At 65.4% G+C, this 26,175-nt stretch carries 25 protein-coding genes and 1 tRNA gene; 12 read left to right on the forward strand and 14 right to left on the reverse strand.

Going from position 1 to position 26,175, the window contains the following annotated elements; translation table 11 throughout:
- Positions 1-3 precede the first annotated feature (3 nt).
- On the reverse strand, positions 4-951 hold the full coding sequence (locus L1080_RS29945; protein ID WP_250777041.1) for an acyl-CoA thioesterase: 948 nt from the start codon (positions 949-951) through the stop codon (positions 4-6).
- A gap of 229 nt (positions 952-1,180) precedes the next feature.
- Here L1080_RS29945 and L1080_RS29950 point away from each other — a divergent pair, with 229 nt between their 5' ends.
- Complete coding sequence (locus L1080_RS29950) at positions 1,181-1,669, forward strand: dioxygenase family protein (RefSeq protein WP_159923627.1); 489 nt, start codon at positions 1,181-1,183, stop codon at positions 1,667-1,669.
- A gap of 14 nt (positions 1,670-1,683) precedes the next feature.
- On the opposite strand, the gene L1080_RS29955 is transcribed toward L1080_RS29950, so the two are convergent.
- Positions 1,684-2,454, reverse strand: coding sequence for an IclR family transcriptional regulator domain-containing protein (locus L1080_RS29955; RefSeq protein WP_250777040.1), 771 nt, complete (start codon positions 2,452-2,454; stop codon positions 1,684-1,686).
- Positions 2,455-2,662: 208 nt separating this feature from the next.
- Between L1080_RS29955 and catA the strand changes: the two genes are divergently transcribed.
- Genes catA through catC form a run of 3 tightly spaced genes read left to right on the forward strand, consistent with a single transcriptional unit; the run spans position 2,663 to position 4,953 of the window.
- Positions 2,663-3,505 carry a catechol 1,2-dioxygenase gene (gene catA / locus L1080_RS29960; protein WP_250777039.1) on the forward strand — a complete coding sequence of 281 codons (843 nt, stop codon included), beginning with the start codon at positions 2,663-2,665 and terminating at the stop codon, positions 3,503-3,505.
- Between the two features lie 29 nt (positions 3,506-3,534).
- Positions 3,535-4,656, forward strand: coding sequence for a muconate/chloromuconate family cycloisomerase (locus L1080_RS29965; protein ID WP_250777038.1), 1,122 nt, complete (start codon positions 3,535-3,537; stop codon positions 4,654-4,656).
- 15 nt (positions 4,657-4,671) lie between these two features.
- Complete coding sequence (gene catC / locus L1080_RS29970) at positions 4,672-4,953, forward strand: muconolactone Delta-isomerase (protein WP_109333824.1); 282 nt, start codon at positions 4,672-4,674, stop codon at positions 4,951-4,953.
- A gap of 70 nt (positions 4,954-5,023) precedes the next feature.
- Here the strand turns inward: catC and L1080_RS29975 are convergent, their stop codons facing one another.
- Positions 5,024-6,214: an ROK family transcriptional regulator gene (locus tag L1080_RS29975; protein WP_159923635.1), complete on the reverse strand. Its 1,191-nt coding sequence runs from the start codon at positions 6,212-6,214 to the stop codon at positions 5,024-5,026.
- A 151-nt stretch (positions 6,215-6,365) separates the two neighbouring features.
- Between L1080_RS29975 and zwf the strand changes: the two genes are divergently transcribed.
- The 5 genes from zwf to L1080_RS30000 all read left to right on the forward strand — a co-directional run bounded on the left by zwf (position 6,366) and on the right by L1080_RS30000 (position 13,184).
- Positions 6,366-7,862: a glucose-6-phosphate dehydrogenase gene (zwf, locus tag L1080_RS29980; protein WP_159923637.1), complete on the forward strand. Its 1,497-nt coding sequence runs from the start codon at positions 6,366-6,368 to the stop codon at positions 7,860-7,862.
- Entirely contained in the window at positions 7,859-9,727 is a 1,869-nt protein-coding gene (gene edd, locus L1080_RS29985) for a phosphogluconate dehydratase (RefSeq protein WP_250777037.1), read from the forward strand. Before zwf ends, edd begins: the two co-directional genes overlap by 4 nt.
- A complete protein-coding gene (eda, locus tag L1080_RS29990; protein WP_250777036.1) occupies positions 9,724-10,350 on the forward strand; it encodes a bifunctional 4-hydroxy-2-oxoglutarate aldolase/2-dehydro-3-deoxy-phosphogluconate aldolase in 627 nt (208 codons plus the stop codon). Before edd ends, eda begins: the two co-directional genes overlap by 4 nt.
- A 29-nt stretch (positions 10,351-10,379) precedes the next feature.
- The gene (locus L1080_RS29995; protein ID WP_250777035.1) at positions 10,380-11,558 is read left to right on the forward strand and encodes an ROK family transcriptional regulator; all 1,179 of its coding nucleotides are present in this window, start codon (positions 10,380-10,382) and stop codon (positions 11,556-11,558) included.
- Between the two features lie 171 nt (positions 11,559-11,729).
- Positions 11,730-13,184: a sugar porter family MFS transporter gene (locus tag L1080_RS30000; RefSeq protein WP_250777034.1), complete on the forward strand. Its 1,455-nt coding sequence runs from the start codon at positions 11,730-11,732 to the stop codon at positions 13,182-13,184.
- 17 nt (positions 13,185-13,201) lie between these two features.
- Here L1080_RS30000 and L1080_RS30005 read toward each other — a convergent pair whose 3' ends face one another.
- Positions 13,202-13,927 carry a FadR/GntR family transcriptional regulator gene (locus L1080_RS30005; protein WP_109333811.1) on the reverse strand — a complete coding sequence of 242 codons (726 nt, stop codon included), beginning with the start codon at positions 13,925-13,927 and terminating at the stop codon, positions 13,202-13,204.
- A 168-nt stretch (positions 13,928-14,095) separates the two neighbouring features.
- Here L1080_RS30005 and L1080_RS30010 point away from each other — a divergent pair, with 168 nt between their 5' ends.
- Both L1080_RS30010 and L1080_RS30015 read left to right on the forward strand, forming a co-directional pair.
- Positions 14,096-15,490, forward strand: a complete 1,395-nt coding sequence (locus L1080_RS30010) for a GntP family permease (protein WP_159923647.1) — start codon at positions 14,096-14,098, stop codon at positions 15,488-15,490.
- An 11-nt stretch (positions 15,491-15,501) separates the two neighbouring features.
- Positions 15,502-16,026, forward strand: a complete 525-nt coding sequence (locus L1080_RS30015; protein WP_159923649.1) for a gluconokinase — start codon at positions 15,502-15,504, stop codon at positions 16,024-16,026.
- Between the two features lie 31 nt (positions 16,027-16,057).
- Here L1080_RS30015 and L1080_RS30020 read toward each other — a convergent pair whose 3' ends face one another.
- Positions 16,058-17,482 carry an MFS transporter gene (locus tag L1080_RS30020; protein WP_250777033.1) on the reverse strand — a complete coding sequence of 475 codons (1,425 nt, stop codon included), beginning with the start codon at positions 17,480-17,482 and terminating at the stop codon, positions 16,058-16,060.
- 208 nt (positions 17,483-17,690) lie between these two features.
- Between L1080_RS30020 and L1080_RS30025 the strand changes: the two genes are divergently transcribed.
- Positions 17,691-17,963, forward strand: coding sequence for a MarR family transcriptional regulator (locus L1080_RS30025; RefSeq protein WP_236603204.1), 273 nt, complete (start codon positions 17,691-17,693; stop codon positions 17,961-17,963).
- Positions 17,964-17,966: 3 nt separating this feature from the next.
- Here the strand turns inward: L1080_RS30025 and L1080_RS30030 are convergent, their stop codons facing one another.
- The 9 genes from L1080_RS30030 to L1080_RS30070 all read right to left on the reverse strand — a co-directional run bounded on the left by L1080_RS30030 (position 17,967) and on the right by L1080_RS30070 (position 26,174).
- Positions 17,967-18,770 (reverse strand): transglutaminase-like domain-containing protein, encoded by an 804-nt coding sequence (locus tag L1080_RS30030; RefSeq protein ID WP_159923653.1) that lies wholly within the window; start codon positions 18,768-18,770, stop codon positions 17,967-17,969.
- 61 nt (positions 18,771-18,831) lie between these two features.
- Entirely contained in the window at positions 18,832-19,671 is an 840-nt protein-coding gene (locus tag L1080_RS30035; RefSeq protein ID WP_159923654.1) for an alpha/beta hydrolase, read from the reverse strand.
- Between the two features lie 87 nt (positions 19,672-19,758).
- Positions 19,759-21,372 carry a phytoene desaturase family protein gene (locus L1080_RS30040; protein ID WP_159923656.1) on the reverse strand — a complete coding sequence of 538 codons (1,614 nt, stop codon included), beginning with the start codon at positions 21,370-21,372 and terminating at the stop codon, positions 19,759-19,761.
- An 83-nt stretch (positions 21,373-21,455) separates the two neighbouring features.
- Positions 21,456-22,673 (reverse strand): cytochrome P450, encoded by a 1,218-nt coding sequence (locus L1080_RS30045; protein WP_250777032.1) that lies wholly within the window; start codon positions 22,671-22,673, stop codon positions 21,456-21,458.
- A 115-nt stretch (positions 22,674-22,788) separates the two neighbouring features.
- Positions 22,789-22,865, reverse strand: a tRNA-Met gene (locus L1080_RS30050).
- 61 nt (positions 22,866-22,926) lie between these two features.
- Positions 22,927-23,565 carry an LON peptidase substrate-binding domain-containing protein gene (locus tag L1080_RS30055; protein ID WP_250777031.1) on the reverse strand — a complete coding sequence of 213 codons (639 nt, stop codon included), beginning with the start codon at positions 23,563-23,565 and terminating at the stop codon, positions 22,927-22,929.
- Complete coding sequence (locus tag L1080_RS30060; protein WP_250777030.1) at positions 23,565-24,038, reverse strand: DUF309 domain-containing protein; 474 nt, start codon at positions 24,036-24,038, stop codon at positions 23,565-23,567. The genes L1080_RS30055 and L1080_RS30060 overlap by 1 nt, the downstream gene beginning before the upstream one ends.
- Positions 24,039-24,054: 16 nt before the next feature.
- Positions 24,055-24,816, reverse strand: coding sequence for an ESX secretion-associated protein EspG (locus tag L1080_RS30065; protein WP_250777029.1), 762 nt, complete (start codon positions 24,814-24,816; stop codon positions 24,055-24,057).
- Positions 24,813-26,174 (reverse strand): hypothetical protein, encoded by a 1,362-nt coding sequence (locus L1080_RS30070; protein ID WP_250777028.1) that lies wholly within the window; start codon positions 26,172-26,174, stop codon positions 24,813-24,815. The genes L1080_RS30065 and L1080_RS30070 overlap by 4 nt, the downstream gene beginning before the upstream one ends.
- Position 26,175 lies beyond the last annotated feature (1 nt).

Genomic DNA, 26,175 nt, shown 5'->3' on the forward strand with positions numbered 1-26,175 from the left:
TGGCTACGACAGGGCACCGATCCGGGCGCGGGCCCGCAGCGCGATGAGTTCCCGGGCGTGTGCCTCGAGCCCGCGATCCTCGTCGGACTGCGGAATCCATTGCCGCACTGCGGTTGCGGCGCCCTCCTCGTCGATCGCGGCGACCACGGTGAGGCAGTGGGTGGTCAGATTCATCTCGCCCGTGCGCGGATCGCCTGAGCGCACGTGCACCGAAATATGCATGGTCTGCGCGCCGGTATGGAGCAGTCGGGCATCGACCTCGACGACGTGACCGATCTGGATCGGCCGGTAGAACCGGACCCCACCGGCGTACACCGAGACGCACGGACCGCCGCTCCAGGCGGTACCGCAGAGGTAGGCGGCCTCGTCGATCCAGCGCATCACCGTGCCACCGTGGGTTTTGCCACCCCAGTTGACGTCGGTGGGGGCTGCGAGGAATCGCATGACCGACACGGGTGCCGTGCCCTTGTCCGTGTATTCCTGCCTGCTCATCGCCTCTTCGATGTCGGCGCGGAGCCCGATCCGCATGATCGCCTCGTCGGCTTCGGCGTGGTCCTCGGCGGTGACAGGCAGCCACGGCGGGACGTTTTTCGGCTTACCGGAATCATCGACGGCCACGAAAATCACCAGACAGTTACTGGCCTCGGTGAACTCACCGGTACGCGGGTCTGCGGAAGACACCGTGCACTGGATGTGCATGCTCGATCGGCCCGTGTGCACCAGCCTCGCCTCGACTTCCACCAGGTGACCGGACTCGATCGATCGGGTGAAGCGGATGTTTCCCACATAGGCGGTGACGCAGTAGCCGCCACTCCAGCCGACCGCGCACGCGTAGGCGGCCTTGTCGATCCACTCGAGGATGCGTCCACCCTGGATCGATCCGCCCAGGGTTGCCACCTCCGTGGGGGCCGCGAGGAAGCGGAGTGTGATGCTGCGGGGAGGGGTGTTCATCGATGAAATCCTCGGAGATTCGACGTGGCCGGCACAAAGCGCGAACCGGGGCGGCGAAACGTCGTTGTCCGCCGATGGCGGAGCAATTATCCCACGGATGCCCTGGACCCACCCGTCCCGATGTGAACGGGCCGCGGGTTGACGAACCGTGTGACTACAAGCACACTCGGTAATGACCGCACAGCGTTCTCACAGTACGCACAGCGTACGAGAGTGATCGGATCTACTAATGACCTCGACGTCGACCACGTCCGCACCGCACGTGGATCGGGCAAGCCTCGACCACGTCGACCGGGAGTTCTACCTCCCCGCCCAGCGAGTGCTGCCCTGGAAGGCAAACCTTGCGGCACTCCCCGGTGAACCCGGAACTCCGCTGCGCATCACGGGAGTGGTGCGGTCGCGCGACGGCGAAACGTTGTCGGGGGCAGAGCTCGAGGTGTGGCACGCGGACGCCGACGGATGCTATTCCGGGTACTCCGTCGAGATTCTGCGCAACAACCTGCGCGGCATCGTCGTCACCTGCGCCGGGGGTCGCTTCGACATCTCCACCATCAAGCCCGCGCCGTGCGAATTCTCCAGTGTCCCAATCGGTAACGAGGTGGGTCACATCAACGTGATCGTGCATGCGCGCGGTTACCGCTCGCTCGGGACGCGGGTGGTGCCGCCACCCGGCGCAACGCAGGAGATGTCCTGCGAATTCGTGCTCGACCCGCTGTAGCCGGACTGCAGCTGTCAGCCCGCGAACCCCATGTCGGAGCTGAGGGCGGCCGCGGCGGCGAGGACGCACGGCACGGCCTGTTCCCGGAATTGCGCGGGCGTATTGCGTGCAGTGGAGGTGGAGCAGGCCACCACGCCCACGACGGAGCCCGCCGCGTCCCGGACCGGGGCGGCCAGCGAGATGAGTCCCTTTTCGAGCTCCTCGGACGTCAGCGCGAATCCTTGCTCACGAACATTGGTGAGTTCACGTTCGAACTCTGCGGCGCTGCCGATGGTGTCGGGTCCGAGTTTGGCGAAGGTCGACTCGCTGACCACGCGTTCGACAACGTCGGCGGGCGCCCACGCGAGCAGTGCGCGACCCATCGACGTGGCGTACGCGGGGACCCGGGTGCCCACCGAGACGTTGATGCTCATGATCCGGCGCACCGGGACGCGCGCTGCGTAGACCACGTCGGCCCCGTCGAGCACTCCCAGCGAGGCCGACTCCTGCGTCTTCTCCGCCACCTCGAGTAGTCGGGGCATCGCCGCCTCGATGAGGGCGTGCGACTCCGAGTAGTGCTGCCCGATGCTGAGCACGCGGGGCGTGAGTGACCACCGGCCTCCCGAGCCGGCGACGTAACCGAGCTTCTGCAGGGTGAGCAGGATTCGGCGGACCGCGGGACGCGAGAGCCCCGCTTCGGTGGCGAGTTCGGCCAGTGTCGGGTTGGGGCGCTGCGCATCGAAGGCCAGAAGCACCGCGAAGCCACGCTCGATGCTCTGGATGTAGTCGCGATCGTTCTCGGGCATTGCGGCCTCCACCAGCGGTCTCGTCAGGGTGCACGGAAGTCGGGGTTGACATTTCAATGTGACTGCGCGCACAGTAGGTATGTACGCACAGCGTGATAGTAGTACGCACAGCGTACATACGCAAGACCTCGGCGCGTGAACACCCACCGTGTCGCCCACAACTCGATATCAGCCTTATCCGCTTCCCTCCCAGCCCAAGGAGAAACAGATGACCACCACCGAGAGCCCCACCGCCGCCGGATCCGGCTCCGCAGCCACCGACAAGTTCAAGTCCGAACGCGTCAGCGCCGACACCTCGCCGGAGCGGCTCGCGGCGATCGCCAAGGACGCCCTCGGCGCGCTCAACGACGTGATCCTGAAGCACGGCGTCACCTACCCCGAGTACCGCGTGTTCAAGCAGTGGCTCATCGACGTCGGTGAGGGCGGGGAGTGGCCGCTGTTCCTCGACGTGTTCATCGAGCACTCCGTCGAAGAGGTTCTCGCCCGCACCCGCAAGGGAACCAAGGGCAGCATCGAGGGCCCGTACTACATTGCCGGTGCGCCGGAACTGCCCTCCACCTGCACCCTGCCCATGCGCGAGGAAGACAGGAAGATCACCCCGCTGGTCTTCTCCGGCCAGGTCACCGACCTCGAGGGGAACGGGCTCGCCGGCGCGAAGGTCGAGCTGTGGCACGCCGACGACGACGGCTACTACTCGCAGTTCGCCCCGCACCTTCCCGAGTGGAACCTGCGCGGCACGATCATCGCCGACGAGGAGGGCCGCTACGAGATCACCACGATCCAGCCGGCGCCCTACAAGATTCCGACCGACGGTCCGACCGGTCAGTTCATCGAGGCGCAGAACGGGCACCCGTGGCGTCCCGCGCACCTGCATCTCATCGTGTCGGCTCCCGGTAAGGAGTCGGTGACCACGCAGCTGTATTTCAAGGGCGGCGAGTGGATCGACAGCGACGTCGCGTCCGCCACCAAGCCCGAGCTCATCCTCGACCCGAAGACCGGTGACGACGGCAAGAACTACGTCACCTACAACTTCGTGCTCGACCCCGCGTGAGCTGTTCCACCCGTAGAGAGAGTGATTCGATGACCGACCTGTCTATCGTTTCCGTCGAAACGACGATCCTCGATGTGCCGCTGGTGCGTCCCCACAAGTTCGCCACCACGTCGATGACGGCGCAGCCGCTGCTGCTCGTCGCCGTCACCACCGCGGGCGGCGTGACCGGTTACGGCGAGGGTGTCGTCCCGGGTGGCCCGTGGTGGGGCGGCGAATCGGTGGAGACGATGCAGGCGATTGTCGAGCGTTACATCGTCCCGGTCCTGCTGGGGCGGGGTGTCGACGAGATCACCGGCATCATGTCGGACATCGAAAGGGTGGTCGCGAACGCGCGTTTCGCGAAGGCCGCCGTCGACGTCGCACTGCACGACGCCTGGGCGCGGAGCCTCGGTGTGCCGGTGCATACGCTGCTCGGCGGAGCCTTCCGGGACAGCGTCGAGGTCACCTGGGCTCTCGGCGCCGCTCCCGCCGAGGAGATCGTCGAGGAGGCCCTCGGCCTCGTCGAGTCGAAGCGGCACTTCAGTTTCAAACTGAAGATGGGCGCCCTCGACCCGGAGGTCGACACTGCCCGGGTCGTCCGGATCGCCCAGGCACTGCAGGGCAAGGCCGGCGTCCGTATCGACGTCAATGCCCGCTGGGACCGGCTCACCGCGCTGAAGTACGTGCCCCTCCTCGTCGAAGGCGGCGTCGAACTGATCGAGCAGCCCACCCCCGGTGAACAGCTCGAGGTCCTCGCCGAACTCAACCGGCTCGTCCCCGTCCCAGTGATGGCGGACGAAAGCGTCCAGACGCCGCACGATGCTCTCGAGGTCGCGCGGCGCGGCGCGGCCGACGTCATCGCCGTGAAAACCACCAAATGCGGTGGGCTCAGGCGCAGTCGGGAGGTGGTGGCCATCGCCAAGGCGGCCGGCATCGCCTGCCACGGAGCCACGTCGATCGAGGGGCCGATCGGCACAGCTGCGTCCATTCACTTCGCCTGCTCGGAACCCGGCATCAACTTCGGTTCCGAACTGTTCGGACCCCTGCTGTTCAGCGAAGAACTGCTGCAGCAACCACTGCGGTACGGCGACGGCAAGGTGCATCTGCCCGAAGGTCCCGGGCTCGGAGTCGAGCTCAACATGGATGCCGTCAAGACTTGGACCAGGAACTGAGGAGAACACCACCCGATGGCACTCTTTCACGTCCGGATGGACGTCAACATTCCCCGCGACCTCGACCCGGACGTCCGGGACGAGACCATCGCCAAGGAGAAGGCCTACTCTCAGGAGCTGCAGCGCTCCGGTAAGTGGCCGGAAATCTGGCGAATCGTCGGAAAATACAGCAACATCAGCATCTTCGACGTCGACTCGGCCGACGAACTCCACGAAATACTGTGGAATCTGCCGCTGTTCCCCTACATGAACATCGAGATCACCGCGCTCACCCGGCACGGTTCCGACGTCAAGTAGGCGGCTTCGCCGCCCGTGCGCCCTTTTGGTAGCTGGGGCAACCAGAAAGGCGCACGAGGCGCGGAGCGCCCTATTTCTGCTGCGCGAGGAGCCGGTCTACGGCCCGGACGCTGAGGACGTGGTCGAGCGCCATGGTGGCGCTACCGACCACCCCGGACAGCTCCCCGTGCGTCCAGGGCAGAATCTGTAGCTGCTGTGTGGCCACGGCAATAGCGTTGCCGTACAGGGTTTCCCGAAGTCCGGCGACAAAGGTGTCGTAGGCCTGTGCCATGTCGCCGCCGACGATGACGACCTCCGGGTTGAGGAGATTGACCACGCCGGACAACACTTCGCCGATCTGACGCCCGCTCTCCCGAATCATCCGCCGCGCTTCCGCGTCGCCCGCGAGCGCCAGCGTGATCACGTCGCGGATGTGGGTGACGTTGCGTCCCTGTCCCTGAAGGTTGCGGACCAAGGCCCACCCACCCGCAACGGCCTCGACACATCCCACGTCGCCGCACCGGCACACCACACCTTGTGCTGCTGCGGTTTTCGTATGCCCGATTTCACCGGCAGCGCCGAGAGCGCCCCGCTGAAGGGCTCCTCCGGACACGATCCCGGCTCCGAGGCCGGTGGATGCCTTGATCAGGAGCATGTCGGCGAAGTCCCGGCGCTCTCCACGCCGCTCCGCCAGAACCATCACGTTGGCGTCGTTGTCGACGAAGACGGGCGCATCGGTCACCTCGGCGAGAAATGGTTGCAACGGCACCCCGTCCCACCCCGACATCATCGGTGAGTTGAGGCTGCACCCGCGCTCGATGTCGACGGTGCCGGGCAGGCTGATCCCGACTCCCACGGTGCGGCGGGCCGTCTCACCAAGGCTCTCGCGTAGCGCGATCAGGCGTTGCGCTATGACCGGCATCAATTCCGCTGGGCTCGTGCCGATTTCCTGCTCGACGTCCTCGACGACGAGGACGTCCCCGGCCAGGTCGCAGATCGCAAGCTGGGTGCGACTCCGGCCGATCGCGGCGGACAGCACCACCCCTGCCTGAACGTGGAAGGAGAGCTTGACCGGTGGCCGGCCGCCGGTCGAGACGCCTTCTTCTCGTTCCACGACGAGTCCGGACGCCTGCAGTGTCGAGACGCGGGCCGCGACTGCCGTGCGGGACAGGCCGGTGAGATTCCCGATCTCGGTTCGGGTGGTTGCTTGGCCGTCGCGGATGAGCGCGAAGACGTCGCCGCCCGTCGCCGGGGAAGTAGTCGATCGTGGCGTCGTCCGCATACGGCCATTCAACCAACCCGGACGCTCGACGTACAACGTAAGCGAAGCGTCTTTGTCCTCAAAAATGCTTAAGTCTGTATTGATTGAGCGCCGAAGTTGCCCTACTCTCGTCTGTGACGGCCCACACATTGGCTTTCAGAGGGAGAATGACATGCCACCTGCGAACACGGTCTTTCCAGCCAAGACGGTGGATCCCTGCGACTTCGTCGTCTTCGGCGGAACAGGCGACCTCGCCGTCCGAAAGCTGCTTCCGGCGCTCTACCTGCGCGATCGCGACGGACAGCTTCCACCGGAGACCCGGGTGATCGGCGCCTCGCGAGCGGGCCTCGACACCGAGGGCTACCGGGACAAGGTCCGGGGGGAACTCGCGCGGTTCGTCCCGAACGATCAACTGGATGCGCAGACGTGTGACCGATTTCTCCGTCGGCTCGAGTACGTGAGCGTCGACCTCGCTGATCCCGACACCTGGACGGGCATCACCGAATGTCTCGCGGGCCGGGAGGAGCTCATCCGAGTCTTCTATCTAGCCTGCGCACCGGGACTGTTCGGGCCGATCTGCGAGAACCTGCAGTTGCACGGCCTTGCGAGTGCGCAGTCCCGGGCGGTACTCGAGAAGCCGATCGGACACGACCTCGCCTCGGCACGCGCCGTCAACGACGCGGTCGGCGCCGTATTCGACGAATCGCAGATCTTCCGCATCGATCACTACCTCGGCAAGGAGAGTGTGCAGAACCTCCTGGTCACTCGCTTCGCCAATACGTTTCTCGAGCCGTTGTGGAATTCCACGTCCGTGGACCACGTGCAGATCAATGTCGCGGAATCGCTGGGTGTCGGGAGTCGTGGGGGGTACTACGAGTCGGCCGGAGCGCTGCGCGACATGCTGCAGAACCACCTGCTGCAGTTGCTGTGCCTCGTCGCGATGGAACCCCCGACCTACGTCGATCGTGAGACTGTGCGCGACGAAAAGCTGAAAGTGCTTCAAGCGCTGAAGCCCATGAGCCCGGACGACGTCGAACGGTGCACCGTCGCAGGACAGTACGGTCCCGGACTGGCCGAGGGTGTGGCCGTTCCCGGCTACCGAGACGAGGTCGAGAACCCCCACAGTCGCACCGAGACGTTCATTGCCGTGAAGGCCGAGATCCAGAACTGGCGGTGGGCGGGTGTGCCGTTCTACCTGCGCACCGGCAAACGGATGGACCGCAGATGCTCGGAGATCGTGGTGCAGTTCAAGCCCGTCCCGCACCCGATGTTTCCCGGCAGTGAAGGCCACAGCGAACCCAACCGTCTCGTGATCCAGCTCCAGCCCCACGAGGGCATGCGATTGCACATGACGGCCAAGGAACCCGGCCCCGGTGGTATCCGCCTGCGGCCGGTGTCGTTGGACCTCAACTACATCGAGACATTCAAGCGGCCGTCGCCGGATGCCTACGAGCGGTTGCTGATGGACGTGGTTCGGGGCAACCCGACCCTGTTCATGCGCCGCGACGAGGTGGAGGCGGCATGGGAATGGGTGGAACAGATCCTTGTCGGCTGGGACCGCTCCGAACGGCTCCCGCGCCGGTATCCGGCGGGTACCAACGGACCCACCGACGCCACCACTCTCATCGAGCGCGACGGACGCACCTGGCACGAAGGAGTTCCCGCATGACCGAAACACCCACACCGACTGCCGACGTGCACCCCGTCCTCGCCGCCGTCACCGAGCGGATCATCGAACGCAGCAGGCCCGAGCGCACTACTTACCTGAACCGGATCCGGCAGGCGGGCGACCACGGACCGGCCCGCGGCAAACTGGCCTGCGCGAACCTCGCGCACGGCTTCGCCGCGTCCGGCCCGGCCGACAAGAAGGCGCTGCGCAGCTTCGTCAAGCCCAACATCGCGATCGTCTCGTCGTACAACGACATGCTGTCGGCGCATCAGCCGTTCGAGCACTTTCCGCGACAGCTGAAGGCCGCGGTCATGGAGGCCGGTGGCATCGCCCAGTTCGCCGGTGGTGTTCCCGCGATGTGCGACGGCATCACCCAGGGCCGCGACGGCATGCAGTTGTCGTTGTTCAGCCGTGACGTGATCGCGATGGCGACGGCGATCGGACTGTCACACGACATGTTCGACGGCGCGCTGATGCTGGGCGTGTGCGACAAGATCGTGCCGGGAATGCTTATCGGCGCATTGGGTTTCGGGCACCTGCCGACGATCTTCGTCCCGGCCGGTCCGATGACGTCCGGTCTGCCCAACAACGAGAAGTCGCGCGTGCGCCAGCTCTACGCGGAGGGCAAGGCCGAACGTGAGGAACTGCTCGACGCGGAGGCGGCCAGCTACCACGGCGCAGGCACCTGCACGTTCTTCGGCACGGCCAACTCCAACCAGCTCCTCATGGAGGTCATGGGCCTGCACTTGCCCGGATCGAGCTTCGTGAACCCCGGTACACCGCTGCGTGATGCACTGACGTCCGAAGCGGGGAAGCGCGTCACCGGGCTCACCGCACTCGGCGACGATTACACACCGGTCGGCGAGGTCGTGGACGAGCGTGCCGTGGTCAACGGCTGCGTCGCGTTGCTCGCGACCGGCGGGTCGACCAACCACACCATGCACCTCGTCGCGATCGCCCGGGCCGCGGGCATCACGTTGACCTGGGATGATCTGGCGGAGCTGTCCGCGGTCGTGCCCTTGCTCGCCCGCATCTACCCCAACGGCTCGGCGGACGTGAACCACTTCCACGCCGCCGGCGGCCTCGGTTACGTGGTCTCCTCCATGCTGGATGCGGGCCTGCTGCACGAGAACGTCAAGACCGTTGCCGGTCCCGGACTCCGCCGTTACACGGAAGAACCGAAGCTGTCCGGTGACGGCGTCGAATGGCAGCCGGGTACGCGAATCAGCCTCGACACCAGCGTGTTGCGCGGACCGGAAGACCCGTTCGACGTCAACGGTGGGCTCAAGATGCTCACCGGGAATCTGGGTTCGTGCGTGATGAAGACGTCGGCCGTCCACCCGGACCACCGCGTCGTGACCGCGCCGGCCAGGGTGTTCGACGACCAGCTCGACTTCCTCGCCGCGTTCGAAGCGGGCACTCTGACAGGCGATTTCGTGGCCGTGCTCCGGTACCAGGGCCCCCGCGCCAACGGCATGCCCGAATTGCACAAGCTCACACCGGTACTCGGTGTTCTGCAGGACCAGGGCCGGAGGGTCGCATTAGTCACCGACGGCCGGATGTCCGGCGCCTCGGGAAAGGTGCCGGCAGCTATTCACCTCACCCCGGAGGCGGCCGCAGACGGACCGCTCGCGCGTGTGCGTGACGGCGACCTCCTCACCGTCGATGCCGTGACCGGAACTGTGAACGTGCATCTCGACGACGAAGAACTGGCCGCCCGCCCGGCGACCGGTCGTGCGCTCGGTGTCGACGAATGGGTCGGCACGGGTCGTGAACTCTTCGCCGGACTCCGCGCCGCCGTCGGACCGGCCACCCAGGGCGCCAGCGTCTTTCATCCCCACCCGCTTAAGGAGCAACTCCAGTGACTGCCAATCCTTCTCTCCTCGACCGTGTCCCGGTCATCCCTGTCGTCGTGATCGACGACGTTGCACATGCCGTCCCGGTGGCGCGCGCGCTGGTGGCCGGCGGCATCCCCATGATCGAACTCACCCTGCGCACATCCTGCGCACTCGACGCCATCAAGGCGATCGCGACCGAGGTGCCGGACATCTGCGTGGGTGCAGGCACCATTGTGGAACCGGACCAGGCGGCGCCTGCAGCAGAAGCCGGTGCCCAGTTCCTGGTGTCGCCGGGTAGCACCGAGTCGCTGCTGAAGGCGATGACCGACACCGGTCTGCCGCACCTCCCCGGTGCCGCGACCGTGTCCGAGGTGTTGTTCCTCCTCGAACACGGCTACCGGGAGCTCAAGTTCTTCCCGGCCGAGGCGTCCGGGGGTGCCAAGTTCCTCGGCTCGATCCATTCGCCCGTTCCCGCTGCCAGGTTCTGCCCCACCGGCGGGGTGTCGACCTCGAATGTGCGGGACTACCTGGCGCTGCCCAACGTCGGGTGCGTCGGCGGATCCTGGCTCACGCCCTCCGACGCGGTGAAGCAGAAGGACTGGGAGCGGATCAGCGCGCTGGCCAGTGAGGCGGCAGCACTCGCTCGTTAGGCCGAGAATGCGCGCGGTACGGTGAGGTCGTGCGAGACAAGGAAAACGGTGATCCAGGACGGCCGGGCTCGCAGTCTTCGCTGAAGTCCGCCAATCAGCACCGAGTGGTACGCGCCCTGCAGATGTCGGGCGAGCTGACCCAGGCCGAGATCGCCCGGCGCACCGGTTTAGCTCCCGCCACCGTCTCCAACATGGTCAAGGAACTGACCGCGGCCGGGATGGTCACCGTGCCTGACGGCGACCATCCCGGCCAGCGCGGTCGGGCGGTGCGACTGACGCGGAAGATGGGCCTCGCGGTCGGGATCGACTTCGGGCACCGCCACCTCACCGTCGCAGTCGCCGACATGGCACACGATGTCCTGGCCGAGGAGAGAGTCGAACTCGCAGCCGGACATCGTGCCGAAGAAGGCGTGGTGCAGGCGGGCACCCTTCTCGACGCTGCCCTCGACCGTCTCGGCTGCGACCGCACGTCCGTCCTGGCCGTCGGCATGGGCCTGCCCGCGCCGCTCGAGACCGATACCGGTGAGGTCGGTGGCCCGTCGATCCTCCCCGGCTGGGTGGGTGTCGACGCCGCCGCCATCGCGTCCGATCATCTCGGTATCGCCGTCCACGTCGACAACGATGCCAACCTCGGTGTATTGGCCGAGCACATGTGGGGCGCAGGCCGGGGAACCACCGATCTCGCATACATCAAACTGTCCGACGGTGTGGGCGCCGGCCTTGTCCTCGACGGCCGGCTCTACCGTGGAAGAGGCGGCACCGCAGGCGAAATCGGCCACGTCACTCTCGACGAGTTCGGTCAGGTATGCCGTTGCGGCAACCGAGGATGCCTCGAGACGCTCGTTGCCTCCCACGTCGTCATCGCCCTCCTCGAGCCGAGCCGCGGCACCGGCCTGAGTATCGCCGACGTCGTCGCCATGGCCGAGAACGGTGATGCCGCATGCGTCAGGGTGCTCGCCGACACCGGCAGGCATGTCGGCGTCGCAGCCGCGAGCCTCTGCAACCTCCTCAACCCTGAGCGTCTCGTCATCGGCGGGGAACTCGCCCTGGCGGGCGATTTGCTGCTCGGTCCCCTCCGTGAGGTCCTGGCGCGTTACGCCGTGCCCAGCGCAGTGCGATCGCTCGAGGTGCGTGTCGCCGAGTTGGGTTCCCGGGCCCAGGTGCTCGGTGCCGTCGCGCTGGGCTTGCGTTCTGCGCTACCTGCCTGACTCAAGGTATTCATTCCCGAACATCACGCCCAGCATTTCCGGGCTCTTATGTTCATAGGTTGACGATTCGCGGCTTTCTTGCCTACTGTGGTCCACACCACATTTACTGCGTGCGCCTTCGCCGCGCGGCGGGTCTCGGCCTCGCATACCCCCTTCCTCCCGAGGAGTCCCATGACCGAAAACGTTCTGTCACCCGGCGCAAACGTGCCGCCCGGCGACACAGGGGAGGGCGCAGCTGTGCCCTTCCGGATCGCGGCTGTCGCTGCCCTGGGCGGCCTCTTGTTCGGATACGACAGCGCGGTGATCAACGGCGCGGTCTCGGCGATCGAAGGCAAGTTTCAGGTCGAGTCGGCCTTGCTCGGCTTCGCCATCGCTTCGGCCCTGCTGGGCGCGGCCGCGGGCGCCATGGTGGCCGGCCGCATCGCCGACCGGTACGGACGGCTCGTCACGATGCAAGCTGCCGCGGTGATGTTCCTGCTCAGCGCGCTGGGGACGGGGTTCGCCCCTGATGTCGAAGTCCTCGTGGTGTTCCGCATCGTGGGCGGCCTAGGCGTCGGCTTGGCCTCGGTGATCGCCCCCGCATACATCGCGGAAATCTCTCCGGCCCGGGTGCGGGGACGTCTGGGTTCACTGCAGCAGCTCGCGATCGTCACCGGCATATTCGTCTCGCTCCTCGTCGACTACGCACTGGCCGCGCTCGCCGGCGGGTCCCAGGAGGAATTGTGGTTCGGACTCGAAGCCTGGCGATGGATGTTCCTCGCCATGTGCGTTCCGGCGCTCGCGTATGGACTGCTGTCGCTGACCATCCCCGAATCGCCCCGCTACCTGATCGCCCAGGGTCGTCTCGGTGAGGCCCGCGGCGTTCTCGCAGTGCTTCTCGGGGAGAAGGGTCTCGACCTCAAAGTCGAGAGCATTCGTGCCACTCTTGCTCGCGAGAACGAACCCTCCATCAAGGACCTGAAGGGGCCGGCGTTCGGTCTCCTGCCGATCGTGTGGATAGGCATCGGTCTGTCAGTCTTTCAACAGTTCGTCGGCATCAACGTGATCTTCTACTACTCGAGCGTGCTGTGGCAGGCGGTCGGTTTCGACGAGGGCAGTTCGCTGCAGATCACCGTCATCACCTCGGTGGTCAACATCGCGACCACTCTCATCGCGATCGCATACATCGACCGGGTGGGCCGTCGACCGCTCCTGATCATCGGCTCGGCCGGCATGGCCGTGACACTCGCGACCATGGCCGTCATCTTCGGCACCGCTTCCACCACCGTCGTGAACGGGGTGACAACTCCCCAGCTCACGGGTCTGCAGGGGCCGATCGCGCTGATCGCCGCCAACCTCTTCGTGGTGGCCTTCGGAATGTCGTGGGGACCCGTGGTCTGGGTTTTGCTCGGAGAGGCCTTTCCCAACCGCATCCGGGCGGCGGCCCTGTCCCTGGCCGCCGGTGCACAATGGGCGGCGAACTGGCTGATCACCGTGAGTTTCCCGTCGATGAAGGACTTCTCGCTCGGCATCTCCTACGGCTTCTACGCCGTGTGCGCGGTGCTGTCGCTCGTCTTCGTCCTCCGCTGGGTCGAAGAGACCAAAGGCGTGGAACTCGAAGCCATGCAATCGGATCCGGTGGTGTAGAGACTCAGCGTAGATACTCAGCGCTCGGCGTCGTCCTTCAGTTCTTCGATCGCGGTGGCGGATTCGGTGACGATCGCCCGCATGGCCGCCTCCGCGGCAGCCGCATCGCCCCTCTGAACGGACGAAGCGACGACGCCGTGGAGCGCAATGGCCTCGTCTTCGGCGACGTGCGGCATGAGCGAATGCCGGGTCCTGCCCTCGAGAACCTCCACCACGATCTGCGACATCGCCCTCAGCAAGGGATTGCCCGAGGCGGCCAGCAACGTCCGATGGAAGTCGGAGTCGTGGCCGAGATAGGCGTCGGTGTCCGCAGCCCGGGCGGTGGACGCCATGCCGATCACTGCCGCTGTGAGCGCGCCACACTGTTCCGGTGTGGCGCGCTCTGCTGCGAGACGGGCCGCGAGAGGCTCGATACCCGACCGCAACTCGCTCAGACTGGACAGCTGCTCGAAGCGCTGTGGCCCGGCCAGCTTCCATCGAATGACGCTGGGGTCGAGGGAGTTCCAGTGGTCCTCGCCGAGGACGGTGATGCCTACTCTGCGCCGCACCGCGAGAAGTCCCAATGATTCGAGTACGCGTACCACTTCCCGGACCACGGTGCGGGAGACGGAGTACTGCGTCACCACGTCGTCGGCCGAGATGCGGGTGCCGGGCGCGACGACACCCGCCACGATGTCGCTTCCCAACCGGTCGAGCACCGTCTCGTGCAATTGCCGGTACTCGACGGCGTCTGAGTTGGTCATTCGCCGATGCTCCCATGGTCGCCCGCACTGAACACACATTGACGCCCATCTTGCCCCTCTAAGTACTACGTAATAGCTACGCATCTTGTAATCGTAGGATTTATGAGGCAAAGTGACGGGCATCACGAACATGGGTCGAGTCCACCACCGATAACCCGGGAGCAACAGATGGGTACCGCTTCACTACTCGCCGCCGCGGACAGCGCCGGTCATGACGCGCGCTTGATCACGGCCGCCGTCGTCGGCGTCGCCGCCATCATCGCGATGATCACCTGGCTCAAGCTGCATCCCTTTCTCGCGTTGGCGATCGGTGCCGTCGGTGTCGGAATCGCTGCCGGGCTCGGAGCCACGGATTCGGTGACCGCTTTCGTGGAGGGCTTCGGCGCGACGATGGGAAGCGTCGGCATCCTCATCGGGTTCGGCGCGATGTTCGGAAAGTTGCTTGCCGACTCCGGTGGCGCAGATCGGGTGGTCGACACGCTCGTCGGACGTTCCGGGCCACGCACACTGCCCTGGATGATGGCTCTGGTCGGTGCGGTCATCGGATTACCGATGTTCTTCGAGATCGGCCTCGTGCTGCTGATGCCGGTGATCATCCTGGTAGCTCGACGGTCGGGCCTGTCGTTGATGCGCATCGCCATCCCCACCCTTGCCGGTTTGTCGGCCATGCACGGCCTTGTCCCACCGCACCCCGGACCACTCGTCGCGGTGTCGGCTCTCAACGCCAATCTGGGGCTCACTCTCGCGCTCGGTGTGGTCGTGGCCATTCCCACCGTGATCGTGGCCGGCCCGCTGTTCAGCAAGCTGGCGGCGCGCTGGGTGGACGTGCCGGTACCCGAGCTGTACGTCACGACCGAGGACCTCGAGGGTGCCGAGGCAGCCGCAGAGCGTCAGCGCCCCGGTTTCGCGGCGACCCTCGCCGCCATCCTGCTGCCCGTCGTTCTGATGCTGGGTAAGGCCATCGCCGACGTCATCGCCCCCGATTCGGAGACCGCTGCCAAGAACCTGCTCGACTTCCTCGGAACCCCGGTCGTCGCCCTCGGTCTGGCCGTGCTCGCCGGGATGGTGCTACTCGGCCGCGGTGGCGGTATGGACCGCAAGGCCATTGCGTCGTCGCTCGAGAGTTCGCTGCCCCCCATCGCGGGAATCCTTCTCATCGTCGGAGCGGGCGGCGGATTCAAGCAGGTTCTCATCGACACGGGTATCGCCGATGTGATCGCCGAGGCCATCAAGGGCAGCGCCCTTCCGGTGCTGTTCCTCGCCTGGCTGGTCGCGGTGTTGATCCGCGTCGCCACGGGCTCGGCCACCGTTGCGACCGTCACCGCATCAGGGATTCTCGCCCCGGTCGCTGCCGAACTGACGTCCACACACGTGTCGTTGATGGTTCTCGCCATCGGCTCCGGTTCACTCTTCCTTTCCCACGTCAACGACGCCGGCTTCTGGCTCGTCAAGGAGTATCTGGGAGTCACGGTGGTCCAGAACCTGAAGACATGGACGGTGATGGAGTGCATCATTTCCGTGACCGGCCTGGCCGGTGTCCTCGCGCTGAGCGCGTTCATCTGAGGGACAGACCAATGACGCGTAACGACAAGACAATTCCGGTACTGGTACTGATGGGTGTGTCCGGGTCGGGGAAGTCGACGGTGGCCGGAATCATCGCCGGCGCCATGGGATGGGACCTGCAGGAGGGTGACGCCCTGCATCCACCGGCGAACGTCGCGAAGATGGCGTCCGGGCAGCCGTTGACCGACGAGGACCGGTGGCCGTGGCTCGACCTGATCGCGGCCTGGATCAAGGACCACACCGACAAGGGTCTCCCGGGAATCATTACGTGCTCGGCCCTCAAGCGCAGCTATCGTGACGTGCTGCGCGGCGATCGGGTCGTGTTCGTCCATCTCGCCGGATCGAGAGAACAGATCGGGCAGCGACTGACCACCCGGCTCGACCATTTCATGCCGGCTTCGCTCCTCGACACGCAAATTTCGACGCTCGAGCCGATCGAACCGGACGAGAACGCCATCGTCGTCGACGTGGGCGGTTCGCCCACCGAGGTGGCCGCCGACATCATTACGCAGCTAGAGCGCCGATTGGCGAGCTGAACTTCGCCCTGCAACTTCCTGGCCGTCATCGCTACGCCGGGTTGATCACCCGGCGAAGCAACGGTGAGACGGTGACCAGGAGGCCGGCCAGCGCGACCCCGGTGACAAGTACCAGACCCGAATGGAACTGGTGGAAGCCGGTACCGCTGATGCTGGACGCGGCATGCGAACCGGCGGTGACCAGCGCAGTCGTGAGTGCGAGAACGAGTGCGGCACCCACCTGTGCAGAGGTCTGCACCAGTCCCGACGCCAGGCCCTGCTCGGAGTCGTCGACGCCCGACGTGGCCTGGGCCATGATCGACGTGAATCCGAAAGCGAACCCCACCCCCAGCAGAATCACACTGGGCAGGATGGCGAAAACGTAGTTCGGATCGTCACTACCGGCGAAGAGGAACCACAGGTAGCCCAAGCTCAGGGACGTCAGCGCGGCGATGATCATGCGTGCCGTGCCGAAAGCATCGATGAGCCGTCCGACGAACGGTGATCCGAAGGCCACGATCACGCCGGCGGGGAGCAGGCCCAGGGCCATCTCCAAGGGCGACCAGCCCAGTACCGACTGCAGGAAAATTGTCATCATGAACTGGAAGCTCAGATAGGAGCCGAACAGCGCGACGATGCTGAGGTTGGCCCGAACGATCGTTCCTACCCGCAGGATGCTCAGTCGCACAAGTGGATGTGCCACCCGCTGCTCCGCCACGAAGAACGATGCGAGAAGTGCTGCGGCCAGCGCGAAGGACACCAGAGTGAGCGGTTCCGACCATCCGCGCGCCGGCGCCGACACGACGGTGTACACGGCGAGCAGCATCCCGGACACCAGTGTCGCTGCTCCGACCACGTCGTGCCCGCCCGTGTCGGCTGCTCGGTCGCGCGGAATCAGGATGGTTCCGGCGACCAGTGCGAGAACTGCGAACGGCACGGGCATGAGGAAGGTCCAGCGCCAGCCGGCGCTGGTCAGGAGGCCACCCAGGATCAGGCCGGACGAGTAGCCGCTTGCTCCGAACACCGAGAAGATCGACAACGCCCGGTTGCGCGCCGGGCCCTCCTTGAACGTCGTCGTGAGGATCGACATCGCGGTCGGCGCGGTGAACGCCGCGGCCAGTCCCTTGACGAAGCGGCTGGCGATGAGCAGCGTGCCGTTGTCGACGAGACCGCCGACCAGGGACGCGACGGCGAACACGGTGAGGGCGGTCAGGAACACCCGACGCCGCCCGAGCAGGTCGGCGGTGCGGCCACCGAGTAACAGCAGTCCGCCGAATCCCAGGACGTAACCGTTGATGATCCATTGCAGCGAGGTGGTCGACAGTCCTAGTTCGGTGCCGATGGAGGGCAGCGCGACGCCCACCATCGACACGTCCAGACCGTCGAGAAACATTACGAGGCACAGCACGGCGAGGATGCCCCAGAGGCGGGGAGTCCAGGTCTGCTCGGTCGGCGGGGTGGTCTCGAGGATAGTCACAGAAGGAAATGTAGATGCACATGCAATCAATGCGCAAGCACTAATTTCGTCTGCATTTAATGCCTTTGCATCTAATTCGTTCGCGCGCTAGGATGCGGACATGGGATCGAATGCAGACCTGCGCGACACGTGGAGGCTGCTTGCAAGCAGGTACAACGACATAGCCTGCGAGTTGGACCGTGAGATGCAACACGCTCACAGCTTGAGCATGAGTGATTTCGAGACGCTCGACCGCCTCATGGACGCCACCTGCGACCGGCCTCGCATGCAGGACCTGGCCGCAGAGATGTACCTCAGCCCCAGCGCGTTGTCCCGCAGCGTGGCCCGACTCGAGAAAGCCGGCCTCGTCGCCCGTTCCTTGTGTGAAGCAGATCGGAGGGGCGTGTTCGTGGACGTCACCGAACACGGGCGGCAGGTGCACGCCGACGCCAAGAAGATTCAGTTGGCCGTTCTCAACGAAAAGCTCTCGGACGCAACCTGACCGTCAGGTCAGTGACGTCGGAGTGCGGTAGTCGTCGGAGGGGAATTCGCCGTCCACCACGGCGGTGACAACCGTGTTCTCGAGGGTGATGGCCCCGCCGTGATTGTCGAGAAAAGCCGTGTCGGCGGCGTCGCGACCCGTCGCGATCCGCATCAAAGATTCGCGCGGGGCGAGTTGCGTTGGGTCGACCACCCGCCACTGCTCGTCGACGAACGCCTCGACCACGGCGTGAAAATCCATCGGATCGCACCCCGGTGCGTACACCGCCACGAGGCGGGCAGGAATGGTGACGGCGCGCAGAAGCGCCACGGTGAGGTGGGCGAAGTCACGGCATACGCCCGCGCCGGAAAGCATGGTGTCTACCGCGCTGTCGGTGGATCTGCTCGATCCACCCTGGTACAGCAACCGTGACCCGACCCAGTTCGTGATGTCCTGCACGAGTTCGGCCTTCGGCTTGGATAGATCGAACTCGCCGCCGGTGAATCCGAAGAACTTGTCCGCCTCGGCATATCGACTGGGCCGCAGGTACTTCGAGATGTCGTAATCGGTGACCGGCGGCGGATCGCCCTTGCCCGCAACCGAAGCCGAGTACTCGACGTGCAGTGATCCCGGCGCTACCTCGAGCAGGTGCACGCGAGTACCGTGCTCTGCCAAGATCTCCCGTGCATCGATACGGTCGCCGTCGAGAGTGAACGTCAGCGACTCCGACAATTCGGAGGCCGGATTCCGCGCCACCGCAATCTTGAACTCGAGACTGGTGGCGTCGGTGACCTCGATGTCGAGAGTGGCGGAGACGTGACGTTTCATCAGCCCATCCTGGCATCCCCCGAACAGGTGTGCAGTGCACCCCTGCCGCGGACGCGCGCGATCAGCTCTGAACGCGGGGACGCAACCAGTTCAGCAGGTCGTCGAGAACCTCTTCGTTCTCAGGTTCGTTGTACACCTCGTGGTAGAGGTTTTCGTAGATCTCGACCGTCAGATCCGGAGAACCGGCGTACTCGGCAATCAGTTCGGTACCACGGACGCTGGCGAGTCCGTCCTCCTTGCCGTGCTGGAGGAGGAGCGGGATGGTCAACGACGGCAGCCGCTCGGGCAGTTTCTCGGCGGTGACGATCATGCCGCGGGCGATGCCGGCAGGGACCTTCCCGTGGTGCACCAGCGGATCATCCTCGTAGGCCGATACGACAGCCGGATTGCGGGAAATGAGTTTCGCGTCGAGTGACTCCACCGGCAGCCCGGGGAGGAAACGGCCCACGAGCTTGCCGATCTCGACGACCACCCGCGGCGTCCCGCTGGTGATGTCGACGGCGGGCCCCGACAGCATCAAGGCCTTCAAGTCCTGCTGATGATCGAGCGCGTAGGACAGGGCGATGGCACCCCCCATGCTGTGGCCCAGGAGGAAACGATCGGTGCCGGGCCAGTCGGTGGATGCAATACCGAACAACTGGTGCAGGTCGTCGGTGAACTCGGTCCAATCCCGCAGATGAACTCGCTTGCCACCCGATCGTCCGTGGCCACGATGATCGGGAGTGTAGATCGCGAGGTCGAGTTCGCCGAGCCGTTCGATCACGTGGTCGTAGCGCCGGGCATGCTCGCCGAATCCGTGGCAGAGGACCAGCACGCCGCGGGGGCGACGGTCCGGGAGCCACACGTCGTAGGCGATGCGGACTCCACCGACACCGGCGAAGGATGATTCTCGATGGTGCATGACGCCCCTTCGTTGTCCCAGTTCGACGACTCAGATCATCGCACGGTAAGGGGGCTCGGCAAGGCGTGAATCACGGGACGCGCGGGATCATTTCTCGAAGGGTTTCCCTTTCGGGCCCTTCGACAAGAGGTCGATGACACTGGTCGAGGTGCGCCGTCGCAGCCAACCACGCGGGCCGTCCGCACTCAGCGCGGCGTGGGCGGCATTCAGCCCGCAGACGCCATGGACGCCACCGCCCGGGTGAGCCGAGGAACTGCCCAGGTAGAGACCGCTGATCGGCGTCTCTGCGCGGGCATTGCCCGGTCCTGGCCGAAACACCAGCTGCTGGTGGAGCTGCGCAGTCCCGCCGTTCACGGCGCCCCCGACGAGGTTGGCATTGGACGCCTCCAAATCGGAGGGTCGCTGGACGACGCGCCCGACGACGATGTCCTTGAACCCGGGCGCGTGCGCCTCGAGCACGTCGTCCACCCGCTGTGCCAGCAGTTCTGCGGACGCGTCGTCGCTGACGCCGCGCGGAAGATGCGTGTATGCCCACGCACTTTCGGTGCCCTCGGGTGATCTCGTCGGATCCGAGGTGGTCATCTGCCCGAACAGCAGGAACGGAGTCTCGGGAACGGTTCCGGTGGTCAGATCGGCCATCCAATGCACGAGTCCGTCGTCGCCGGCCCCGAGATGGACGGTGCCCGCCCCGGCAAGGCTGGCGGAACGCCATGGGATCTTGTGCGACAGAGCATAATTCACCTTGACAACCGGTGTGTCCCATTCGAAGTGCCGGAGATCGTCGCGCAGCCGGGACGAGACGGCGGCGTCCGGGAGCAGCGATCCGTAGAGGGCCGGTGCCGAAACGTCGGCGACCACGGCCCGGCGCGCGAGGAAGTGTGCACCCGACGCCGTTCGCACGCCGACGGCGCGCCCTGCACGCACGTCGATGGCGGTGACGGCGTCGTTGTAGTGATACTGCGCCCCGGCGCGTTCTCCTCGCCGCACCATGGCGGCTGCCAGCTCACCCGCCCCACCCATCGGCACGGGGTAGCCGTGGTCCTGGGCGAGCATCGTCAGGATGTAGCCCATGACGCCGCTGCCGGCGGAGTCGGGCGGAACGTCGGCGTGCATCGCGTTGCCGAGCAGCAGCACGCGGGCAGCCTCGCTGCGGAACAGCTCGTGAGCCATCCGCCGGGCAGGAAGCAGGAGGAACCGAGCCAGCCGCAGAGTGTCCGCAGTGCCCAGTTGCCGCAGCAGGCGACCCGGGCCGCGCACGGGCGGGAACGGGCTGAACAAGGTGTTGATCAACGGGTCCTTGATGTCGTGCCATTGCTCGATGAGCTGCATCCACGCATCACCGTCGCCGGGCTGCCTGCGTTCGAGATCCGCGGCGGTGTCCGCGGGATCCGGATGAATGACGGGCGCATCCTCGTCGTCCGCTGATCGGGCGTGCCCGAGGGCTTTGGGTGCGTAACTCCACCGCAGCCCGTGCGCTTCGAGGTCGAGCCCGCGGATCGCAGGGGAGACCGCGGACAGCGGATAGAAGGCGCTGAACAGGTCGGAACAGTAACCGGGCACGAGCTCCGCGGATCGCACGGCGCCACCAGCGGTGGGCTGTGCCTCGACAACTGCGACATCCCACCCTGCGTCCGCCAGAGTCGCGGCAGCGACGAGGCCGTTGGGGCCGGATCCGATGACCACTGCGTCGACGTTGTTCACTCTCTCAGCCTGACAGAAAAACCGGAAGGCCGCAGCCTGCCCGTCGAATAGCTATGGCTGGTCGGTGTTTTCGCGGCCCCCCGTCACGAAGGAGCCGCCGGCGTGAACTGGACGGGCAGGTGTTTCAGGCCGTTGATGAAGTTGGATCGCAGTCGCTGGGCGGGCTCGGTCTGCTCCATGTCGGGCATACGACGCAGAATTTCCGCGAGCATCACCTTCATCTCGGCCCGTGCGAGGTTGGCGCCCAGACAGAAATGGTGACCACCGCCGCCGAAGGCAACGTGGTGGTTGGGGGAGCGGTCGATGTCGAACGTATAGGGGTCATCGAATACCGCTTCGTCGCGATTGCCGGACATGTGCCAGATCACCACTCGATCACCCTCTGCAATCTCCACACCACCGAGCACGGTGTCGGTGGTCGCGGTGCGCCGGAACTGCATGACCGGGGTGGCCCAACGCAGACCCTCCTCGATGAGGGAGTCGAGCTTGGCTGGATCGTCGAGCACTTTCCGGCGCTGGTCGGGGTGTTCCATCAGGGCCAACTGCGTGTGCGAGATTGCGTTGCGGGTGGTCTCGTTGCCGGCGACCGCGAGCAGCATGAAGAACATGTTGAAATCGAGTTCACTGAGTTTCTCACCGTGGACGTCGGCCTTGATCAACGCGGTCGCGATGTCGTCGCGCGGATGCTGCTGACGGTCCTCGAACATCGACTGGCTGTACGCGAACATCTGAGCGGCGGCATCGCGCTCCTGACCTGCCTCGCCATGGAACTCCGGGTCGCTCGAACCGATCATCTGGTTGGTCAGATCGAAGATGAGCTTACGATCCTCCTGCGGTACACCCAGGAAGTCGGCAATCGCCTGCAAAGGAAGTTCTGACGCCACATCGACGACGAAGTCGCATTCGCCCCGTTCGATCACCGCATCGACGATCGTGGTGGCCCGGCGCGCGAGGATGTCGTGGAGTTCACCGATCCGCCGCGGTGTGAAGCCCTTGCTGACGATTTTGCGCAATGCCGTGTGGTCGGGCGGATCCATGTTCAGCATCATCAACTGCTGGCCGGCCAGATCCGCGGGGTCGAGGTCGTCGATGTAGGTGGCGCCTCGCCAGGACGAGTAGGTGGTGGCATCCCGGTTCACCGTCACGATGTCTGCGTGGCGGGTGACGCACCAGAACGGTTCACCTCTGTGGTCGTAATGCCGATAGATCGGTGCATCTCGTCGAAGCGCGGCGAACATCTCGTGCGGCACGCCGTTCACATACGTGTCCGGGTCGTAAAGATCCACGTCTTCGAGCTGCACGGTACCTCCTGAGCCTCCCCATCGAGAATACGTTCTAGTTCGGGAGGATGGGGCGGCATGAGCGCATGCATGCAAAAATGGCCCCGGAGATCGAAATCTCCGGGGCCGTTCTCTGTGGTAGCGGGGACAGGATTTGAACCTGCGACCTCTGGGTTATGAGCCCAGCGAGCTACCGAGCTGCTCCACCCCGCGTTGCATTTCCTACTGTACACGCTCTCCGGACCACTCTTGACCACCCTCGGGGAGGGGTGGATCACAGCAGCCGGAACTGCACCATTTCGATGGCGTTCTCGATGGCCTCCGAGACCACCCTGGTCCGTTCGTCGGCGCCGGCAGCGGCGAGAATTTCGAGGCGATCGGCGTCGCCCATCGGGATGTAGGTGGCCAGCTCGTAGAGCCGCGCACCCAGGTCACCTCGGAAACCGCTTACCACGGGAACCTCGGGTGGGGCGTTGTCGGTGGCGATCGCCAGCCGTCGCAACAGGCCGTACAGGAACTCGAGTCGCTCGACGAGGGCCGGAAATTCGTAGTCGGCGGTCTGTGTGCCGGTGTTCTCGTCTGGCCACAGATCGACCTCGGCGATCGGATAAGGATTGTCGGGCAGCCACTTCGACACCTTGATGCGATCTTCGGTTCGGCAGAACAGCTCGTAACGCCCGTCGCCGACAGTGGCATGGGATTCGATGCGGGCGATGGTCCCGACATCATGGCGGACGTCACCACCACCCACCTCGTGGCCGCGGGCGATCAGGACGACACCGAAGCGGGGACCGTCAGGTGAAGCGAGGCAGTCGCGAACCAACTCCTGGTACCGCGGTTCGAAGACGTGCAACGGCAGCTGCTGGCCGGGCAGCATCGCCGATCCCAGCGGGAACATGGGGAGCAGTGGCATCAGGGGATTCGCAATCGGGGGACGGGCGTCGCCGGCAGCGGGTCGACGCGATCGATCTCATCGGTGAGGTGTTCGGACCACGTCAGCAGTCCGGAGATGTCGAGGCCGTGCGGTGCCTCGACCTCGTAATGCCGGATACGGTCGTGACCTTGGCGCAGAAGTGAGCGGGCGCCGGTCTTGTTGCCGCGCATCAGATGCGTCAATCCGACGGCGAGCTGAGCGAGTCCTTGCCACAGTTCCCGCTCATCCTCGGGCGCGATTTTCCACGTGCCTTCCAAAACTTCATGGGCGTGGAAGGGCATACCGTGGTCCAGGAGGCGTTGCGCTTCGGTGATCGACTCGTCAGGTGGTAACCGCAAGTCATCCGGGACTCGGGGCACACCCTCGGCGTCGTGCGGCAGCGGGCGGCCGAGTTCGTCGCGGGGGCGCGCATTGACGGGTTTGCCTGTTCCGTCCCTGTCCCGATCGGCCATGCGACCAGAGTAACGCTCAACGCCGTCTCGGCGAAGGTGCGGCCAGGGCAGTGCCCAGACGTTTCCCGAGCTCCTCGCGGACTGTGTGGACGGTCGCCGATCGCAGATGGACGCGGTGATCCTGGTGGTAGAGGTATCGTCCGTCGGCTTCCACATCGATCCACGTCAGTTCACCGAGCACCGGTTCGTCGAGCTCCCGACGCTGTCCCCGGATGCAGATGTATCCGATTCCCGTCCGTGGTCGAGTGACCAGTCGCCTCAGTAATGCGCCGTCCGAAGCCTGAGCATTCTGGAGCACTGAGGAACGGTGGCCACCGGTATCGAGGTCGTCGGGGTGTGCCGTCAGCGAGGGGGTTCGTCCGGGTGTGCAGTCGGGAAGATCGAGCAGCAACCGGGTAGTGAGCCAGTCGAGGTTGGCGCTGACCGTGGCGGTGTTCAAGTCGAGTCGTATGTCTCCCCGCCCGGGGGCACCACGCAACTGTTCGGCGACGACCGCAACCCGGCCGCGGATGCTGCCCCTCCGCCGCACCCCAGAGTCGGATTGGGCGGAGGGGGCTACGACGGTAACCGACATGTCGGGGTTCCGTAGGGAAGCTATCGCGGCGTCGAGTTCCGGCTCGCGGAGGGCGAGCCGCCACTCTTCCAGTTCGCGCTGTTGGCGGGCGTACCCGTCCGCGGTCGCAGCGGCCGAACGATACAACAACGGGTACGGCATTCTGTCGAGATTCGTTGCCTCCCAGAGAGACATGAACTGCGCCGAAGACAGCTGCCAGTTCATGCGCCGATGACCGGTGGGGCTACGGGGTCGAGTTTGCCGATCAATTCGTTGCCGTTGTCGACGTTGATCAGGTAGCTGGGGGTTTGGTGTTCGGTGTCACCATCACCGTTGCCGCCGACCCGTCCGGGGGCACCCATCATGCCCGGACCCATGCCCATTCCGGGTCGGCTCATGCTCGGCTTCACCGGTGTCGCGGCAGCTGCGGCCGCCGCAGCTCCAGCTCCAGCTCCAGCTGCTGCCCCGCCTGGTGGTATCGGGCTGCCGGATACCACGGAGCTTCCCTGTGATTCACTGTCCCGCTTGTCATTGCGCTTGCGGGTGCTCGATCCGCCAGCACCACTGCCGCCACTACCCGGGCCGGAGCTGCCCGACCGCGAACCCTCGCCGAAGCCGCCGACACCGCCGGAATTTGTGGAACCACCCACACCTGAACCGGCCGCCCCGGCGTTCTGGCTGTTCGCGGCGGTAGTCGGGGCCGCAGTACCTGCTGCTGATCCGGATCCAGTGCCTCCGCCCTGTCCGGCACCCTCGGCACTGGCGGCAGACGTAGCCGCCGGGTCATTGGCGTTAGGTTGTCCGTCCGTCGCGGCATCACCGTTCGCGGGGGAGTCGCCGGTGCCGGACGTGAACCCTCCGTCGCCATTCAGCACGGATCGGTCAGTCGCACCCGGAGAACCCGCGCCGTCCACGCCGAGGATTCGCGCACCGTCAGCAGCTGCGCCTGATGGGGCGTAAGGCTCGGGCAATCGCGGGACGTTGGTTCCAACATCGCGATAGTTCGGAACATAGATTGCTTCCAGCTTCCGGACGGCCTCGAGGCGCGCAGCCTCGCGCGCCGTCTCCGAGTTCTCCGCCGCAAGCGGACTGAGTGGGAGCTGGCTGAGTATGCCAACAGAACTATCAGGCTGTGGCACAGCGGCTTTGACATCTGCCGCCGAACTACTCAAGATGTCCAGTTTGACCGCGATTGCGGCAAGGCTGGAGGTGAGCTGACCGCTGGTTTGTGCCAGTTTTTCCGTGGCGAGCAACGCGGCGTCGGCGGCTGCGCCCTCCCACTTTTCGCTGATGGTGTTGCGGAGAATTGCGAAACCGAAGGCGAGGGGTAGCGAATTGGAGATGCCGTGACAGGCCTGTGCGAGCTCGCCAATGGCGTCGGGGACCATGGATTGAACCTGCGAGTACATCTCCTCATGGCTCATACCGTGGAAATTCTCCATGGTTCGGATGTATGGATCATCGATCGCTGCATCGGCGGTGAGCGTAGTTGCGGAGGTCTGCAAGGTCGATCGGCGTTCTTGCCCCGCTCCATTCGGACTCAGTGAAGTGAGCAACTCCGATACGACGTCCTTCGGTGCCACG

This window comes from Rhodococcus sp. MSC1_016 (genome assembly GCF_023667485.2).
GTDB classification, from domain to species: domain Bacteria; phylum Actinomycetota; class Actinomycetes; order Mycobacteriales; family Mycobacteriaceae; genus Rhodococcus_F; species Rhodococcus_F oxybenzonivorans.